Annotated in this window: 20 protein-coding genes; 11 read left to right on the forward strand and 9 right to left on the reverse strand. The window is 51.9% G+C overall.

Features of this window, described 5'->3' with window-relative positions; translation table 11 throughout:
* The first annotated feature begins 94 nt into the window (after positions 1-94).
* Genes SynROS8604_RS13185 through SynROS8604_RS13195 form a run of 3 tightly spaced genes read left to right on the forward strand, consistent with a single transcriptional unit; the run spans position 95 to position 2,538 of the window.
* A complete protein-coding gene (locus SynROS8604_RS13185) occupies positions 95-1,105 on the forward strand; it encodes a hypothetical protein (protein ID WP_186544325.1) in 1,011 nt (336 codons plus the stop codon).
* Positions 1,098-1,979: a sulfotransferase domain-containing protein gene (locus SynROS8604_RS13190; RefSeq protein ID WP_186544326.1), complete on the forward strand. Its 882-nt coding sequence runs from the start codon at positions 1,098-1,100 to the stop codon at positions 1,977-1,979. Before SynROS8604_RS13185 ends, SynROS8604_RS13190 begins: the two co-directional genes overlap by 8 nt.
* Positions 1,972-2,538, forward strand: coding sequence for a hypothetical protein (locus tag SynROS8604_RS13195; protein WP_255445070.1), 567 nt, complete (start codon positions 1,972-1,974; stop codon positions 2,536-2,538). The genes SynROS8604_RS13190 and SynROS8604_RS13195 overlap by 8 nt, the downstream gene beginning before the upstream one ends.
* Here SynROS8604_RS13195 and SynROS8604_RS13200 read toward each other — a convergent pair.
* Positions 2,535-2,816, reverse strand: a complete 282-nt coding sequence (locus SynROS8604_RS13200; RefSeq protein ID WP_186544328.1) for a PqqD family protein — start codon at positions 2,814-2,816, stop codon at positions 2,535-2,537. The two genes, SynROS8604_RS13195 and SynROS8604_RS13200, sit on opposite strands and share 4 nt — an antisense overlap.
* A gap of 61 nt (positions 2,817-2,877) precedes the next feature.
* Between SynROS8604_RS13200 and SynROS8604_RS13205 the strand changes: the two genes are divergently transcribed.
* Positions 2,878-3,663, forward strand: a complete 786-nt coding sequence (locus SynROS8604_RS13205) for a transposase (protein ID WP_186544329.1) — start codon at positions 2,878-2,880, stop codon at positions 3,661-3,663.
* 298 nt (positions 3,664-3,961) lie between these two features.
* On the opposite strand, the gene SynROS8604_RS13210 is transcribed toward SynROS8604_RS13205, so the two are convergent.
* The gene (locus SynROS8604_RS13210) at positions 3,962-4,942 is read right to left on the reverse strand and encodes a carbamoyl-phosphate synthase (RefSeq protein ID WP_186544330.1); all 981 of its coding nucleotides are present in this window, start codon (positions 4,940-4,942) and stop codon (positions 3,962-3,964) included.
* A gap of 156 nt (positions 4,943-5,098) precedes the next feature.
* Positions 5,099-5,293 (reverse strand): hypothetical protein, encoded by a 195-nt coding sequence (locus SynROS8604_RS13215; protein ID WP_255445071.1) that lies wholly within the window; start codon positions 5,291-5,293, stop codon positions 5,099-5,101.
* 150 nt (positions 5,294-5,443) lie between these two features.
* Between SynROS8604_RS13215 and SynROS8604_RS13220 the strand changes: the two genes are divergently transcribed.
* From SynROS8604_RS13220 to SynROS8604_RS13230, 3 genes are read left to right on the forward strand one after another with little or no spacing between them, the layout of a single operon-like run.
* Positions 5,444-5,977, forward strand: a complete 534-nt coding sequence (locus SynROS8604_RS13220; protein ID WP_255445072.1) for a hypothetical protein — start codon at positions 5,444-5,446, stop codon at positions 5,975-5,977.
* Positions 5,970-6,851, forward strand: a complete 882-nt coding sequence (locus tag SynROS8604_RS13225; protein WP_186544326.1) for a sulfotransferase domain-containing protein — start codon at positions 5,970-5,972, stop codon at positions 6,849-6,851. Before SynROS8604_RS13220 ends, SynROS8604_RS13225 begins: the two co-directional genes overlap by 8 nt.
* Entirely contained in the window at positions 6,844-7,410 is a 567-nt protein-coding gene (locus tag SynROS8604_RS13230; RefSeq protein ID WP_255445070.1) for a hypothetical protein, read from the forward strand. The genes SynROS8604_RS13225 and SynROS8604_RS13230 overlap by 8 nt, the downstream gene beginning before the upstream one ends.
* On the opposite strand, the gene SynROS8604_RS13235 is transcribed toward SynROS8604_RS13230, so the two are convergent.
* The gene (locus SynROS8604_RS13235; protein WP_186544328.1) at positions 7,407-7,688 is read right to left on the reverse strand and encodes a PqqD family protein; all 282 of its coding nucleotides are present in this window, start codon (positions 7,686-7,688) and stop codon (positions 7,407-7,409) included. The two genes, SynROS8604_RS13230 and SynROS8604_RS13235, sit on opposite strands and share 4 nt — an antisense overlap.
* Before the next feature lie 61 nt (positions 7,689-7,749).
* Here SynROS8604_RS13235 and SynROS8604_RS13240 point away from each other — a divergent pair, with 61 nt between their 5' ends.
* A complete protein-coding gene (locus tag SynROS8604_RS13240; protein ID WP_186544331.1) occupies positions 7,750-8,535 on the forward strand; it encodes a transposase in 786 nt (261 codons plus the stop codon).
* 258 nt (positions 8,536-8,793) lie between these two features.
* Here SynROS8604_RS13240 and SynROS8604_RS13245 read toward each other — a convergent pair whose 3' ends face one another.
* The 3 genes from SynROS8604_RS13245 to SynROS8604_RS13255 form a co-directional block, all read right to left on the reverse strand.
* Positions 8,794-9,780: a carbamoyl-phosphate synthase gene (locus SynROS8604_RS13245; RefSeq protein ID WP_186544332.1), complete on the reverse strand. Its 987-nt coding sequence runs from the start codon at positions 9,778-9,780 to the stop codon at positions 8,794-8,796.
* A gap of 132 nt (positions 9,781-9,912) precedes the next feature.
* Complete coding sequence (locus SynROS8604_RS13250; RefSeq protein ID WP_255445073.1) at positions 9,913-10,242, reverse strand: hypothetical protein; 330 nt, start codon at positions 10,240-10,242, stop codon at positions 9,913-9,915.
* Positions 10,242-10,418 (reverse strand): hypothetical protein, encoded by a 177-nt coding sequence (locus SynROS8604_RS13255; protein WP_186544334.1) that lies wholly within the window; start codon positions 10,416-10,418, stop codon positions 10,242-10,244. Before SynROS8604_RS13255 ends, SynROS8604_RS13250 begins: the two co-directional genes overlap by 1 nt.
* A gap of 812 nt (positions 10,419-11,230) precedes the next feature.
* Here SynROS8604_RS13255 and SynROS8604_RS13265 point away from each other — a divergent pair.
* Positions 11,231-12,385: a class I SAM-dependent RNA methyltransferase gene (locus SynROS8604_RS13265; RefSeq protein WP_186544335.1), complete on the forward strand. Its 1,155-nt coding sequence runs from the start codon at positions 11,231-11,233 to the stop codon at positions 12,383-12,385.
* Between the two features lie 10 nt (positions 12,386-12,395).
* Here SynROS8604_RS13265 and SynROS8604_RS13270 read toward each other — a convergent pair whose 3' ends face one another.
* Positions 12,396-12,794 carry a phage holin family protein gene (locus tag SynROS8604_RS13270; RefSeq protein ID WP_186544336.1) on the reverse strand — a complete coding sequence of 133 codons (399 nt, stop codon included), beginning with the start codon at positions 12,792-12,794 and terminating at the stop codon, positions 12,396-12,398.
* On the reverse strand, positions 12,791-13,219 hold the full coding sequence (locus SynROS8604_RS13275; RefSeq protein WP_186544337.1) for a YqjD family protein: 429 nt from the start codon (positions 13,217-13,219) through the stop codon (positions 12,791-12,793). Before SynROS8604_RS13275 ends, SynROS8604_RS13270 begins: the two co-directional genes overlap by 4 nt.
* Before the next feature lie 45 nt (positions 13,220-13,264).
* Between SynROS8604_RS13275 and SynROS8604_RS13280 the strand changes: the two genes are divergently transcribed.
* Together SynROS8604_RS13280 and smc are read left to right on the forward strand one after the other, a co-directional pair.
* Complete coding sequence (locus SynROS8604_RS13280) at positions 13,265-13,687, forward strand: hypothetical protein (protein ID WP_186544338.1); 423 nt, start codon at positions 13,265-13,267, stop codon at positions 13,685-13,687.
* 104 nt (positions 13,688-13,791) lie between these two features.
* The gene (smc, locus tag SynROS8604_RS13285; RefSeq protein WP_370586516.1) at positions 13,792-17,349 is read left to right on the forward strand and encodes a chromosome segregation protein SMC; all 3,558 of its coding nucleotides are present in this window, start codon (positions 13,792-13,794) and stop codon (positions 17,347-17,349) included.
* Positions 17,350-17,389: the final 40 nt, after the last annotated feature.

Raw genomic sequence — 17,389 nt, forward strand, 5'->3', positions numbered from 1 at the left:
GAGAAGACTCTTCGCCTGGATCAAGAGGCATTTCAGTGAGTTCTTGCCAGCTCAGGCCTAATCACGAGAGACTCCATGAAACCTCACTATTTCGTTGATTAAACCTCATCGCTATTGCGCCCTTGGGGCAGAGATCAGCAGTGATTTGGTTTTACCTGAACTGACCGTCTCCGAATCGACCAGTAATGCGCTGGTGCAAATCCAACAGGGAGATCATGAGCAATGGCCCAGCCTTGAGCCGAGCCCTCACAGCACGCCAATACTGCAGTTAGCACCCCAGGATTGGCGCCTAGAACTTGAAGGCATTGGCTGGTTTCGTGCCACTGGTGGTGAGCGTTTGGAATGGCAGCGCTGGGACGACAGCGTTAGCGACCGCGACATCCGCACGTTTGCTGTCACGAGTGGACTTGGAGCCCTAGCGATCCAGCGTGGTGCATTGGTTTTGCACGGAACAGCTCTGGAGCGTGACGGTGAGGCCATTCTGCTTTTGGGTCATCCAGCTGCAGGAAAGTCCACCCTGGCCTGGTGTTTAATCCAAGAAGGTTGGCACTTACTCAGTAGTGAGCTAGTTGCCGTTGGCAGTGATGGCATAGTTCAGCCAGGGATGCATCAACTCAAGCTCTGGTATGACGCTGCTATGACTTTGGAATTGGATTATGCACAGCTACAACCTGTACGTAAGGGACTTAAGCGATATGCATTGCTAGCTGAAGAGTTAACTTGCATGCCACAGCCAACACCATTACGGCTGATCTATGCCTTAAATCGCGCCAAAGAAGATTCAGGTAAAGAGGAGGATGCCGATGAGGCAGGAGATGAAATGGAAAAAGTATCTCTTAAGGCTTCACGAATTTTCTCACAAACAAATGCCTTAATGCGCCTGCGTAACCAAGCCTTTCACGCCAGGATGTATCGAGGCATGGACGCAGAAGCTCAATTATTTATGCAAGCAGCTGCATTAGCTCGAACGGTGCCATTGCATGCCTTGATCGTTCCAGATGGAATCAAAGCAATGGCAGAAAGCCTCAAAGAGGTGGACCTGACGCAACCAGAATCGATGCAACAGCGCAGAGAAGCTACAGAAGAGGACGCAAGCAATGACTGAAGATCACAGCTACTGGTATCTGGCCTCGTATCCAAAATCAGGCAACACCTGGTGCAGGGTTTTTATTACTGAATTGATGAGGCTGGCAGGAGACAATCCTGAAGAAGAATTAAATCTTAATCAAGATATTGAAACTGGAGCGATTGCCTCATCAAGACTTTGGCTGGACGATCAATTAGGAATTAATAGTTGTGATCTCAGTTTTAGCGAACTCGATCCCATGCGCGGACGTGCTGGTGCGAGTGCATGGCTATTCGCAGAAGGAGAGCGATTTCATAAAGTGCATGATGCATTTAAATCTCCTGATTCGCGTGGGCGCCCGGTGGTGAGTACAACAGGTTGCTCTGGTGTTGTTTATATCCTGCGCCACCCGGAAGATGTGGCTGTATCACTTAGTCACTTCTTCTCATGGCCGCTGGATCGATGCGTTGATTCCCTACTGGATCCCAATGCAGCGCTGGTGCCAGGGGAACGCTTTGGCGGCCATCAAGTACGACAACACATGGGCCGCTGGGATCAACATGTGCGCTCATGGGCTGATCAAACTCAGCTTCCAGTCTTGATCATGCGCTATGAGGATATGTTGGCAAAAGGATCAGAAACATTCACTAAATTAGCAACCTTTTTGGGCCTCCCGAATGACGCTCATCTAATTGATCAAGCACTCGAAAATACCTCCATTGATCGACTCAAGAAGCTGGAGGAAGATATTGATGGCTTTGCAGAAAAACCTGCCGGTTGTGAGCGGTTCTTTCGCTCAGGGCGAACCGGAGAAGGAGCAGAACAGCTTTCAATTGAGCAGCGAAAGCGACTAGCAAATGGGTTGTCTGAAGCGATGAATCGCTTTGAATATGAGGGTCCAGAACTTGACTGATCCTCGAATTGAATTTGTATTTGGAGAGGTGAATAATCAGCTAAAACGTGAGTTGAGAGCATTCTGGAGCCAGCATGGAAATGCATATCAAGAAGAATTGAAGTCGTTTCGAGCAACACTAAGCAATAATCAGAAGCGCATGGGTCTACTTAAAAAGCCTATATCGCGTCAGCCAGCCGCAATCTCACGTGATCAGTCAGGAGAAATTAACGGCATTGTATTTGTCGTATTACGAGAGTTAGAAGCCTCACTAGGGCTTGGAAGCCATGCCTACTTTCAACGCATGTACATCACGCCAACAGCCCGGCATCTGACAATAAACCTAAGCTATCAACGTTTAGCAAATCAGCTCTTTAGAGCATTCCTTGAAGGATTTGATCGTGAAGTAGAGAAACGTGATCATCGAGCAAAAGTATTACTAGCCGAAAACATTAATCCTGGATTGCAGAAAGCATCCATGCGCCGTTATTTTGCACGCCTTGGCTTCCAAATGCTTGGAGGGAATCAACTTGGCGGTGAAATTTGGGCAAGAAAGCTCAAAACACATTTCTCATTTTAGTCCTCAACCACGGCAATCACTTTCTTCTCCAAGGCAGCTTCCAGCCAAGTTTCGATAGCGGACTTGCATTCATCTGTAGTGACTTCATATTCCTCCTCCAAATACTTGCAAAGCTCAGGCAGTGTTGGCTGAGTCTTGAGTGCATTCCAAATAGCTGAGCCTGTCTCGTTAAGAACAAGATAGTCGCAGGTATTGCTTTGAAATAAAGCTACATCGCCGTCGAGTTCAGTGCAAACAGCTTGGTGATGCTGCTTAAAACGTTTGGTGCTATTAATCATCTAATGTTTCAAACCCATCATTAGCATCTTGTCAATAATGACAGAGAACCTTGGTGAGGATATGGCACGTCAACCGCGCTATCTACCAGCAGGTCACTCCTTTCACATCACACTCAGGTGTAATAGCCGTAAGTTTCTGATTGCCAAAGGCTTGAGAAGGGATGTGCTGCTAGCTGTGCTCGCTAAAGCCAAGCAGAAGGTGCCACACAAGTTGTATGCAGTGTGCCTGATGGCTAATCACCTGCATCTGCTTCTGCGTCCTGATGATGCAAGTGAATTGCCAAAGCTGATGCATTGGATTGGCTGGTATTCAGCCATGGCACTAAACCGCCTTTCTGGTCGTTGCGGGCATTTTTGGGAGGCTCGGTATTACGCCACTGCGATTGCACCAAAAGATCACAGACGAGTGCTGAATACATTGCGCTACATCCACGCTAATCCAAAGGCAGCAGGAATCAGAAAAGGGTTTTATGACCCCTATTCCAATTACGGGCATTACGGAAGATTGGAGTGTGATGGCATCAGTGAGTGGCACCCCAGCTTTCTGCAACTGGCATCAAGCCTGAAGGGTTGTTCCAGGCGATATGCACGGTTCTGCCAGTACTACCGACACAAAGGGAAAGGCGGTTCTAGGTGCCATTGGGGCTCAAGCATGCTGAAACGACTGGTTGAAAAAGGCAGAAGCAGTCAAAGCAGGAAGAACCGGGTCTCACCAGGTCAGCAGAACTTACCCTTTGCATTTGATATTCGCCTCAATCAAATGCCAGAAGAGTGGCATCAAGTCGCGGTGAGATTTACACGAGCCAATGGCATCCGTGATGGTGATTCACGGCCATTGCTGTGGTGAATAAATTGAGGGGATAAGCGTATTGATAGAGATCTTGAATGCAGAGGTTGAGTTTACTTTGCCTAAATATTTAAAGTGGAATTAATTAATATAGAAATCATCAATGGAAGAAATGCTGGCACGATATAGGTGCCAGGTATTGGAAGGCATTTATGCGTGATTAGGCAGTGATTAAAGAAATAAAAAGCCCTTGCAATTGCAAGAGCTTTGGGAGTTAGCCTCTAATTTCTTTCTTCAATTTTTTCTAATTAATTTTTTCTTTGCGTAGCTTGCTTCTGTGTCTGTGTGCCTGAAACAGTTAGTACGTGCATGTCCCTAAGTAAAACGACTTGTCCTGACATCCCTGAATCGTGTCGTGCACCCGTACATCCCTGTTCTTGGGTGATGCTGTTAACGCATTAATTGTTGGATTCTCCCACTTTTTCTTCTTCGCTGCTGTTGTACTTGGACCACCAAATCGCACTTTAAGATCAGCTGAAACTCTTGTATCGAATGCTTCGTCATAGGAGATATTCACTCCTGCTGTGACGCCACTTGTCATTTCATAGGCCAAGCGTCCGAGCACGCCAGAACCATCTGCTTCTCCTAGATCACCACTTTGATAGTAATAACCAACAGACGCATTAACGGCTGGAGTGATCAAATAACCAACATCAAGCCCGTAGGTATCCAGCGAGCCGCCTTGATAAACGCTATTCAGCTGTTGCTCTGTATCACCAACAGGAACTAAGGCATAGGCATTGAAGTTCCAGCTATCAGAGACTGCTTCTGCATTGACAGCGACCTGCTGGAAGAACGCACTCTTCTCTGTGCCGCTGACATTGATGCCTGTATCTGCATCACCTGTATTCATCGGGCGGCTGTCATAGCCACCGTTGATGCCATACATCCAGCTGCGATCACCATTCAGCCAGCGATACCCCAATCGCGTTGAGGTACTGATCGTGGTGCCAGCAACAGTGGTGTTGATGATGCTGCTGTCATTGCCGTAATCAGCAAAGTTGGCATTGAGCAGCACATCAGCAAAGAAGACGCTGTTGTCACCAACAGAGAGGGGCAAGAAGCCACCGATGCCTGCTTGGTTCGGCGTTCCTGCTCCTTGCAATGCGCCTTGAAAACCAAGGGTTGGCTTGACCACATCCTTAAGGCTGATGCTCATCACCCCAAGGTCATCAGCATTGACGTCGTCTTGAGCAGCAGCAGGTAAGAGAGGAGCGTTGGCGAGGGCAAGAGCAGCAACACCGCTCAGCGATAACGACAGGCGCAAGGAACGCTGCATTGAAAAAAATCTATTGAGCGCAACATGACATGCAACGTGCCACTCTTTTACTGCTGCTGCGAGCTGCAGTAGGCAGTTTCAGCTGTGCAACAAGTCAATTGGGCGGTGTGCAGCGTTGCCAACCGATCTTCTGCAGGTTGATCCACATCTCGATGCCTAGGTGCAAGAAGCAAGAACGGGTTTCCCAAGCCGAGCTGACAAGCGGTAGTAGCTCACCAGAACGAACTGAGCATGTTGGGTTGCTGCATCTGGCTTGATCTGTAGGAGCATCCCTTCCTGTCTGTTGACCAGCCAGCCTTCACCGTTGAGCTTCTCCTTGTATCTGGCGTAATCAGGCTGCTGCTGCCACATCAGAGCAGTTTGACGAAATTGCCCAGTGGGGTGAGACCCACTCACTCGAAAGGATGAGTCCCATTCATCCTTCTAAATCACTGTTAGTTCGGTTGGTTTAGTAATTGTTTGATTCCGTAAGCCGCTTAGGACTGGAGTTCTCGTAGTCGGTTGAAACTGATGCTCCTCTGTCCGTTTGATTGCATTGCCCCAGCTGCTGCTCAAGACGACGCTGCTATGACCTTGGAATTGGATTATGCACAGCTACAACCTGTACGTAAGGGACTTAAGCGATATGCATTGCTAGCTGAAGAGTTAACTTGCATGCCACAGCCAACACCATTACGGCTGATCTATGCCTTAAATCGCGCCAAAGAAGATTCAGGTAAAGAGGAGGATGCCGATGAGGCAGGAGATGAAATGGAAAAAGTATCTCTTAAGGCTTCACGAATTTTCTCACAAACAAATGCCTTAATGCGCCTGCGTAACCAAGCCTTTCACGCCAGGATGTATCGAGGCATGGACGCAGAAGCTCAATTATTTATGCAAGCAGCTGCATTAGCTCGAACGGTGCCATTGCATGCCTTGATCGTTCCAGATGGAATCAAAGCAATGGCAGAAAGCCTCAAAGAGGTGGACCTGACGCAACCAGAATCGATGCAACAGCGCAGAGAAGCTACAGAAGAGGACGCAAGCAATGACTGAAGATCACAGCTACTGGTATCTGGCCTCGTATCCAAAATCAGGCAACACCTGGTGCAGGGTTTTTATTACTGAATTGATGAGGCTGGCAGGAGACAATCCTGAAGAAGAATTAAATCTTAATCAAGATATTGAAACTGGAGCGATTGCCTCATCAAGACTTTGGCTGGACGATCAATTAGGAATTAATAGTTGTGATCTCAGTTTTAGCGAACTCGATCCCATGCGCGGACGTGCTGGTGCGAGTGCATGGCTATTCGCAGAAGGAGAGCGATTTCATAAAGTGCATGATGCATTTAAATCTCCTGATTCGCGTGGGCGCCCGGTGGTGAGTACAACAGGTTGCTCTGGTGTTGTTTATATCCTGCGCCACCCGGAAGATGTGGCTGTATCACTTAGTCACTTCTTCTCATGGCCGCTGGATCGATGCGTTGATTCCCTACTGGATCCCAATGCAGCGCTGGTGCCAGGGGAACGCTTTGGCGGCCATCAAGTACGACAACACATGGGCCGCTGGGATCAACATGTGCGCTCATGGGCTGATCAAACTCAGCTTCCAGTCTTGATCATGCGCTATGAGGATATGTTGGCAAAAGGATCAGAAACATTCACTAAATTAGCAACCTTTTTGGGCCTCCCGAATGACGCTCATCTAATTGATCAAGCACTCGAAAATACCTCCATTGATCGACTCAAGAAGCTGGAGGAAGATATTGATGGCTTTGCAGAAAAACCTGCCGGTTGTGAGCGGTTCTTTCGCTCAGGGCGAACCGGAGAAGGAGCAGAACAGCTTTCAATTGAGCAGCGAAAGCGACTAGCAAATGGGTTGTCTGAAGCGATGAATCGCTTTGAATATGAGGGTCCAGAACTTGACTGATCCTCGAATTGAATTTGTATTTGGAGAGGTGAATAATCAGCTAAAACGTGAGTTGAGAGCATTCTGGAGCCAGCATGGAAATGCATATCAAGAAGAATTGAAGTCGTTTCGAGCAACACTAAGCAATAATCAGAAGCGCATGGGTCTACTTAAAAAGCCTATATCGCGTCAGCCAGCCGCAATCTCACGTGATCAGTCAGGAGAAATTAACGGCATTGTATTTGTCGTATTACGAGAGTTAGAAGCCTCACTAGGGCTTGGAAGCCATGCCTACTTTCAACGCATGTACATCACGCCAACAGCCCGGCATCTGACAATAAACCTAAGCTATCAACGTTTAGCAAATCAGCTCTTTAGAGCATTCCTTGAAGGATTTGATCGTGAAGTAGAGAAACGTGATCATCGAGCAAAAGTATTACTAGCCGAAAACATTAATCCTGGATTGCAGAAAGCATCCATGCGCCGTTATTTTGCACGCCTTGGCTTCCAAATGCTTGGAGGGAATCAACTTGGCGGTGAAATTTGGGCAAGAAAGCTCAAAACACATTTCTCATTTTAGTCCTCAACCACGGCAATCACTTTCTTCTCCAAGGCAGCTTCCAGCCAAGTTTCGATAGCGGACTTGCATTCATCTGTAGTGACTTCATATTCCTCCTCCAAATACTTGCAAAGCTCAGGCAGTGTTGGCTGAGTCTTGAGTGCATTCCAAATAGCTGAGCCTGTCTCGTTAAGAACAAGATAGTCGCAGGTATTGCTTTGAAATAAAGCTACATCGCCGTCGAGTTCAGTGCAAACAGCTTGGTGATGCTGCTTAAAACGTTTGGTGCTATTAATCATCTAATGTTTCAAACCCATCATTAGCATCTTGTCAATAATGACAGAGAACCTTGGTGAGGATATGGCACGTCAACCGCGCTATCTACCAGCAGGTCACTCCTTTCACATCACACTCAGGTGTAATAGCCGTAAGTTTCTGATTGCCAAAGGCTTGAGAAGGGATGTGCTGCTAGCTGTGCTCGCTAAAGCCAAGCAGAAGGTGCCACACAAGTTGTATGCAGTGTGCCTGATGGCTAATCACCTGCATCTGCTTCTGCGTCCTGATGATGCAAGTGAATTGCCAAAGCTGATGCATTGGATTGGCTGGTATTCAGCCATGGCACTAAACCGCCTTTCTGGTCGTTGCGGGCATTTTTGGGAGGCTCGGTATTACGCCACTGCGATTGCACCAAAAGATCACAGACGAGTGCTGAATACATTGCGCTACATCCACGCTAATCCAAAGGCAGCAGGAATCAGAAAAGGGTTTTATGACCCCTATTCCAATTACGGGCATTACGGAAGATTGGAGTGTGATGGCATCAGTGAGTGGCACCCCAGCTTTCTGCAACTGGCATCAAGCCTGAAGGGTTGTTCCAGGCGATATGCACGGTTCTGCCAGTACTACCGACACAAAGGGAAAGGCGGTTCTAGGTGCCATTGGGGCTCAAGCATGCTGAAACGACTGGTTGAAAAAGGCAGAAGCAGTCAAAGCAGGAAGAACCGGGTCTCACCAGGTCAGCAGAACTTACCCTTTGCATTTGATATTCGCCTCAATCAAATGCCAGAAGAGTGGCATCAAGTCGCGGTGAGATTTACACGAGCCAATGGCATCCGTGATGGTGATCAAATCCTCAAGCTGTGGTGATTTAAAGAAAATATGAACATATCCTTAGAGGCAACAAATAAAGACAGTGAGCTTATATTGCCTGATTTTTTTATATGAATTATTGAATACTGAACTCACGATGCAAGCTCCTTTAGGACTCTGATCGTGCCAGGTATTGAAGGGCGATATGGACGGTTATTAGAGCTAATAAAGAAATAAAAAGCCCCAGCAATTGCAGGGGCTTTGGGGGTTAGGGTCAATCAAAATAAAATAATGTGGCTAAGAAAAATAATGTGGCTAAGACGTGACCGTAAAGCCGGCATTTCCACCATAAAAAGTACACGACCCGCAGTACTGCGTGTCGTGCACCCGAACATCCCTGTTCTTGGGTGTTGCTGTTAACGCATTAATTGTTGGATTCTCCCACTTTTTCTTCTTAGATGCTGTTGTACTTGGACCACCAAAGCGAACTTTAATATCAGCTGAAACTCTTGTATCAAATGCTTCGTCGTAGGAGATATTGACTCCTGCTGTAACTCCACTGGTCATTTCATAAGCCAAGCGTCCGAGTACGCCAGAGCCATCAGCTGTTCCTAAATCACCATTTTGGTAGTAGTAACCAACAGACGCATTCACCACTGGAGTGATGAAATAACCAACATCAAGCCCGTAGGTGTTGAGTGAACCGCCTTGATAAACGCTGTTGAGTTGAGCTTCTTTCTCACCAACAGGAACCAAGGCATAGGCATTGAAATTCCAGCTATCAGAGACCGCTTCTGCATTGACTGCCACCTGCTGGAAGAAGACGCTGCTCTTATCTGTGACGGATACCCCTGTATCGGCATCACCTGTAGCCATCGGACGGCTGTCATAACCAGCATTCAGCCCATACATCCAGCTGCGATCGCTATTCAACCAGCGATAACCAAGCCTTGATGAGGTGCTGATGGTGGTGCCAGCAACAGTGGTGTTGATGAGGCTGCTGTCATTGCCGTAATCAGCAAAGTTGGCATTGAGCAGCACATCAGCAAAGAACACACTGTTATCGCCAACAGACAGTGGCAAGAACCCGCCAATGCCTGCTTGATTCGGTGTTCCAGCACCCTGCAGTGCGCCTTGAAAACCAAGGGTTGGCTTGACCACATCCTTAAGGCTGATGCTCATCACCCCAAGGTCATCAGCATTGACGTCGTCTTGAGCAGCAGCAGGTAAGAGAGGAGCGTTGGCGAGGGCAAGAGCAGCAACACCGCTCATCGATAACGACAGGCGCACGGAACGCTGCATCTCAAAAAATCTATTGAGCGCAAGATGCCACTCTTTTACTGCTGCTGCCCGCTGCAGTAGCCAGTTTCAGCTTTGCTGCCCTGCGCTCACAAACGGATTAAAAGCTCACGCCAAGCGTCCAAGCCATCAGCCTTATCTACGCGAAGCAGACAAACCACATAGCTTGTCCAGCTGAGATACAGCACCAACAACGGCACCAGGATTGTTTTGCGCCAAACCCATTCGCGCACTCTCCATCAATAAATGAATGGCCTGTGCAATTAAGTCAGTCCTTTCAACATTGCATTGATCAATGTCCTCGCGAATCAAGGCATAAGCCTGTTGAACAGTTCTCTGCGCTGTGCGGCGACTAAGCCCCTTTGATTCCGCCAGCTGCGTCACCACTGCAGTACAGCTGTAACCCTCTAAAAGCTTGGCGTGCGCTTGCTTGACCCGATCAAAAATCTCTACTCGATGAGCCATCAAAGAAGCTCCCAGCGTTTCAAGGCTGCTTTCAGCTTTTTGCTTGTTGCTTGATCAAAGTCCAGCTCAATAAGAGCAGCCTGAAGACGATGCCGATAGTCCTTTTGATCAAGCCTGTTGATCGCGTAATCCAAAACGCTGATCTCAGACCGATAAGCCGCGGCCAAAGTACCCATGCATTTGTCCTGAAATTTGTCCTGAACGCAACAAGCGAAAATCTCAGTGTAGCGAGGATCCGTGTCCTGGAATGGTTAAGGGGGCTTTCCACCCCCAATGAGTCACTTGGGTGATAAGGCTGACTTCACCCCATCTCCCTTAATAGGGTCAGGCAGCAACAGGGGCTGTCTGACGGGAGAAACGTACGATGTTGTTCGCAGTTACGGGATTTGCTCTGACCGAGCAGGCTTCAGTCACCCTCCTTATGCCCCGTCGAAACCATTGCAGCCCCGAAGGGAGAATGGAGCTGAGCGGAATCGAACCGCTGTCCGAAACACCGGTGTGGACCACCTAGTCCGTTCAAGAACGGACTTTGTCATTCTGGCATCCAACACGAGAGATGGCATCGCCGCTGAATCAGCAGATGCACGGATGGAGCAACGCTCTGCCATAGCAAGCCCTGAAAGGCAATCACGCATCAAGATTGAACATACCAAAAATTACTTACTTATCACATGAGCAAGCAATAAAGCCAATAAGCATAAAGATTTTATTACGATTCACCACTTAGAAACTTTCTAGTTCGGGCATGAAGCCTTGGCACCTCTAGACTACCATTTCGAATTATAATAAGACAGCAATTAATATGCTAAATCCAAGACTCCTGCAGGCCTTAAGCACAATCTAAGACTCCATTTAGAACACCTAATCGCATCTCTATTCCGCTTTTTCCTAAAAGTGGCTTTCGCAGAATGCCCTCGAACCACGTGATGGCGACAAGGGCTTAAGGTTCAGATACCTTACTAATCATTGGCAAAAGCGAGCGATCATAATGAAGAAAACAAAAGCAAACTTTGAGCGCATTAAAGGTGTCTCCGTGCTACCTCAAGGATTGGAAGAAGCTGGCGTCACTGAGCTTCTTGCCTTAGGAGCGAAAGCGGTGAAACCACTGCGTAGGGCCGTCTCATTCGAGGCAGATATGGCTTGCTTCTATCGGCTTCATTTGCAATGCCGTCTTCCTTTTCGATTGCTCCGGGAAGTGGCCCGATTCCCGTGTGATGGACGCGAGTCGCTGTATTCAGGGGTGCAGGAAGGACTGAACTGGGAACGCTGGCTGCATCCCTCGATGAGTTTTCGGGTGGATGTCACCGGGACAGCTCCCGGCCTTAATCACAGCCACTACTCCGCACTGCAAATCAAGAACGCGATCGTTGATCGACAATGCGACATCTGGGGACAACGGTCTTCGATCGATCTCGACGAACCTGATGTTTGCCTGCACGTGCATCTCGATCGAGAAGGTGGCGTGCTGAGTCTCGATGGATCAGGCGGCAGTCTCCACCGCCGCGGCTATCGCGCAGAAATGGGGGATGCTCCCCTCAAAGAGAATCTCGCCGCTGGCTTAATCCGCCTGAGTGGATGGACAGGAACCACTCCGCTCGTGGATCCCCTCTGTGGCTCGGGAACGTTGCTCATCGAAGCGGCGTCACTGGCTGCAGGGCATGCCCCTGGCCTCAACCGCAGCTTTGCCCTCGAAGGTTGGGCTGATTTTGATGACGACCTCTGGAGAGAGGAGAAAGAACGCGCGCTCAAGCGCCAAGAGCAGGGCCAATTCCAACCCCTCATCATTGGCTGCGAACAGGATCCATCGATCGCCAAACAGGCTCGCAACAACGTTGAGGCCGCTGGTCTTTCCCACTTGATCTCGATCCAAACGGGAGATTTCCGAGATCTCCAGCTTCCAAAAGGACCGGGAACGATCGTTTGCAATCCTCCCTATGGCTTACGCATCGGAGCCGATCAGGATCTCGAGGCGCTCTACGGAGATCTCGGAGCAATGGTGAAAAGCCAAGCCTCAGGATGGGATTTTTGGTTGCTTAGCGGTAATGCTGGCGTCACAGGAGCCCTCCGAATGAGAGCGTCCCGACGGATCCCGATCAACAACGGAGGCATCGACTGCCGCTGGTTGCATTACCAAGTGCGCTGACCGCAATCGATCAACGCCCCATCACGGCACGGGTGGTTTTGGACAACCCTTCGAGGGTCTGCGGCAGATAGGGCCCCTTGGCCAGCTGTCCTCCAATCCGCAAGCTCGCACCCGCAACCACCACATTCAACGACGCAAGGGTGAGCAACGACTGCAGCAACGTCCAACTGAAAGCGGTCAACGACCAGACCACAAAAGCCGTCTCAACAGCCACGAGAGCCAAGAGCATCAAGGTTCCGCCCATGGCCAAAAACACACCCCCGCCAATCAGGCGGCGCTTCTCTCGACCAACTTCCTGCAGAGCAATACGGACATGCAGGTCCATCACCGAAGCGGCTAGCGAGGTCACTCGACCCGCCGCGCCGAGACTTCTTGGGCGGCTCTCCTGAGATCCAGGTAGTTCACTCATGAGGAACGACGACCTCCGGTGAGCAGGGCACCAACAAGAAGGCCAACCCCAGCAGCGATGGCGATGGCCAGCAGCGGCCGCTCTCGCACGGGGCGTTCAATCTTGGGTCGCAAGGTGGCATTGAGATCATCAAGCAGCTGCTCGAGTTGCTCTTCAAGGGGTTCGAGGGTGTCGGCAAAACTGCGCACGCTCTCACCGGGCTGATGCATCAGATCTTCCAGCTGTTGCTGCACGGTTTGCACCGCTCGATCGCTTTGGGAAGCAATCAAGTGCACAACCTCATCAAAACTGCCCCGGGTGGCCTCTAAGGCTTGATGCGTCACCTCGGGCCAACGACGCTGGATTTCAGGGACGAGAGACTCAAAATGATCCCGAAACCGCTGCGCAAAATCCTTGTCTTCCTCTTGGGATGGAGCTGAGTCCATGGGTAGGGGTAACGCCTTTTTCAGACTAGGGATGGTGTCGAGAAGATGACACCCATCTCAGCGCAACTGTCTCGATACCTATTCCTAGAGCACACGAATGCTCCAGATGATCCGGCATGCAGGCATGTGGATTTACTGCTTGAAGATGGTGAAAGCTGCCGCACCTGGCGTCTGCGCAGTGTGCCACTTCCCAATGGCCCCAGCCTCAAAGCCACCCCATTGCCCAGTCACCGACTGATCTGGCTGGAGCGAACATCAGCGGCCGTGTCTGGAGGGCGCGGTTGGGGACGGCGCATTGTGGGGGGCACGTTCCAGGGGGTCTTACCCGACAACCCAAGGGCGCTGATCAGGGTTGAACTCCGCGGCACTGCCGCCCTTCGCTTTCCAGACCCCTTGATCCTCGAACTAGCCGATAGCCAATGCCGGCTGCATTCATCGGCAGATCACAGACCGACGCCAAGCCCTTGAGCTTTTCAGAAGCTTCGCTAGTTTTGATTTGCTGACAGCTGTGTCACCTGTTGGTCCATATCAATCAGGTCGGACTAACTCACTTCAAGTCCTTCGGCGGGGCGATGACCATCCCCCTCGAGACCGGGTTCACTGTGGTGACCGGTCCCAATGGGTCTGGAAAAAGCAATATTCTAGATGGAATTCTTTTTTGCCTAGGCCTGGCCAACAGCCGGGGCATGCGTGCCGATCGCTTACCCGATCTGGTTAACAGCGGCATGCTCAAGGCAGGCAAGTCGGCTGAGACCACCGTCAGCGTGCGTTTTGATCTGAGCGACTGGCAGCCAGATGCCGCAGAGGAGGGGATTGACCCCCCTGAGGACGGTCCCTGGATTCAGACTGATGCCAATGCGTGGACGGTGACGCGCAAGCTGCGCGTGATGCCGGGGGGGTCTTACAGCAGCACCTACAGCTCAGACGGGGAACCGTGCAACCTGCAGCAGCTGCAAACCCAGCTGCGCCGATTGCGCATCGATCCGGAAGGCAGCAATGTCGTGATGCAAGGTGACGTGACGCGGATTGTCTCGATGAGCAATCGGGACCGCCGCGGCCTCATCGACGAGCTGGCAGGTGTCGCGCTCTTCGACACCCGCATTGAACAGAGCCGCCGAAAGCTCGACGACGTGCAAGAGCGGCAAGATCGCTGCCGCATCGTTGAACAAGAACTCCTAACCGCCCGCCAACGCCTGGAAAAGGACTGCGCAAAAGCACGGGCCTATCAAGACCTACGCGATCAAGTGCAACGTGGCAGGCAGCAGGAGCTTGTGCTGGCCTTCGAAGCCGCTGAAGCGGAGCTGAAGCAGCTCAAAACCCGCCAACAGCAACTCAGCGAGCAGGAGATCCGCGACAGCGCAGCCATCAAGGAGAAGGAAACAACCTTGTCTGAGCAGGCCACACGCCTCCAAACCCTTCAGGAGAGCGTGAAGGCCTTAGGCGAAGACCAACTGCTCAGCGTGCAGGCGGAATTGGCCGGTCTCGATCCTCAGAACCGCGCTCTCGAACGTCAAGCCACGCAACATCAGCAGGAAGGCGAACGCCTGCAAGGACTGCGACAGACCCTCACCAGCCGCCGACAGCAACTTCAAGCAGACAGCGAAGGGCTCAAGCAAGCCAACAACCCAGAGGTGCTTCAGGCAGCAGAGCAAGCCTGCCGCGATGCCGAAGCTGCTGTTGAAATCTCGCGCAGGCGCCTCGGCGATGTCGCCGGGCGATCAGGAGCCTGGCTGGATGAGCAACGCCAAAGGGCCGCACGCCGCTCCGACTTACAAACCACGCTCACGCCTCTTCAGGAGGAACAACAGCAACTCCAAGAGCGTTTGCGTCAGGACGAAGCGCGTCAATCCGAGCTGCAGCTGGAACGGGACGAAGCCGGTGCCGAAGACCGTGAGGTCCAAGACCAGCTGGAAGCCCTGGAACAGGAGTGGCAAGCGCTTCTGGAAAGCCTGCGCAGCGGCAAAGAACAGCTGCAAGAACGCGCTGAAGCCGTTGCGATTCAACAACGCACACGCACAAGGCTGGAAGAGGAACAGACCCGCCTGGAACGGGAAATCGCCCGATTAGAAAGCCGACGGGAAGCCCTGCAGGAAACAAGGGGGACGGGGGCCTTGCGCCTCTTGCTGGAAGCGGGACTGGATGGAATCCATGGAGCCGTTGCTCAACTAGGCGACGTGGAAGATCGCCATCGCCTAGCCCTAGAGGTCGCGGCTGGAGCACGCATGGCCCAGGTGGTAGTCGACGACGACCGGATTGCAGCCCGTGCCATCGATTTGCTGAAGAGCCGGCGGGCGGGCCGTTTGACGTTTTTACCTCTCAACAAAATTCGATCCCAAGCCGCTGGCGGTAGCGGTGGCGCAGCGATAGCCCGTGGCCGCCGACCGGATGGAGACCAGGGCGCCGGCCTGATCGCGCGAGCTGTGGAATTAATCCGCTACGAGCCGATCTATAGCGACGTGTTCGGGTACGTCTTTGGCGACACACAGGTGTTCAGCGACCTAGGCAGTGCTCGGCAACAAATCGGGCGTTTCCGCGCCGTTACCCTCGAAGGCGAACTGCTCGAAAAAAGTGGCGCGATGACCGGCGGCAGCTTCAGCCAGCGCAGCGGTGGGCTGAGTTTCGGGGTGAGCAGTGACAGCGACGAAGCCGAACCGCTTCGGCAGCGGCTGCTCGAGCTTGGCGAAACCCTGGCCGCCTGCAGACGCGAAGAAAGCCGACTGCTTCAAGCTCTCGAGCAAGAACGACCACGGCTGCGTCAGCTGGAACAAAGGCAAGCGGCCCTGGATGCGGAGAGAACTGCCGCCAAGCGAGCCCATGGCCCCCTGCTGGAGCGTTGCCGCCAACGCAGCGAGCGTCTCAACAGCCTTCAAGCCAACCGCACGCAACAGGAACAACGACTTCTCGTTCTCAAAACCACCATCAGTCCTCTGCTCGACGAACTCGAGAGAATGTCCACTGAAGAGCGAAAGGTTCAAGCCGAGGCCGATGCCGGGAATTGGCAACAACTCCAGACTGAACTCGAACAGTCGGACACCGCCTTGGAGCTGGCCCGCCGCCATCGTGATGATCGCCTTCAGCATCAGCGTGAACGCGAGCTGGCGCAGACCCGAATCGCTGACCAACAACAGGCGATCGAAGAGGAAGAAAACACTCTCCAACGCGCCGTCACAGCGCTCGCTGAAGCGCATCAAAGCTGGCGTAACGAACAAAAGGAGCTGCAAGAACGTCGCCAGACGTTGGAAAGCCAGCAACAAATCCTCCAAACCAAATTTGGGGAGGAGCGTCGCGCTCGGGATGCAGCAGAGGCTTCAGTGGCCGAGCTGCGACAGAACCTCCAGCAAGCCCGCTGGGAACTTGAACGCTTGCAGGAGGAGCGTCAAGCGATTCAAGAGCAACTGCGCAGCGGTGGAATCCGCCTAGAGGAACTCAAGCCCACACTGCCCAACCCCCTTCCTGAAATCCCAGAAGAGATCCGCGATGCCGGCCTTGAGGCCCTGCAGGAACAGCTGCAGCAACTTCTGAAACGGATGGAAGCGCTCGAACCGGTCAACATGCTGGCCCTCGAAGAGCTAACGGCACTGGAAGAACGACTGGGGGACCTGGGCGAACGCCTCGACGTGCTCAGCCAGGAGCGCGAGGAACTGCTCCTGAGGATCGAAACGGTGGCCACCCTCCGGCAAGAGGCGTTTATGGAAGCCTTTCAAGCCGTGGATGGGCATTTCTCAGAGATCTTTGCAAGCCTGTCCGAGGGCGACGGCAAGCTGCAGCTGGACAATCCAGATGACCCCCTCGAGGGGGGGCTCACCCTGGTCGCTCATCCGAAAGGCAAGGCCGTACGCCGCTTGGCGGCCATGTCCGGTGGGGAGAAGTCACTGACCGCACTCAGTTTTCTGTTTGCACTGCAACGCTTCCGCCCCTCACCGTTTTATGCACTCGACGAGGTGGACAGCTTCCTCGATGGCGTGAATGTGGAGCGGCTTGCGGCCTTGATTGCCCGTCAGGCCGAAGAAGCCCAGTTCCTTGTCGTCAGCCACAGGCGACCGATGATTGGCGCCTCACAGCGCACCATCGGTGTGACCCAGGCCCGTGGCGCTCACACCCAGGTGGTGGGATTACCCGATGCAGCCTGAACAGCGAGCTCCCTGGTCTTGCGTCAAAATGAGTCGAATT

The sequence above is a fragment of the Synechococcus sp. ROS8604 genome, from assembly GCF_014279655.1.
Lineage (GTDB): Bacteria > Cyanobacteriota > Cyanobacteriia > PCC-6307 > Cyanobiaceae > Synechococcus_C.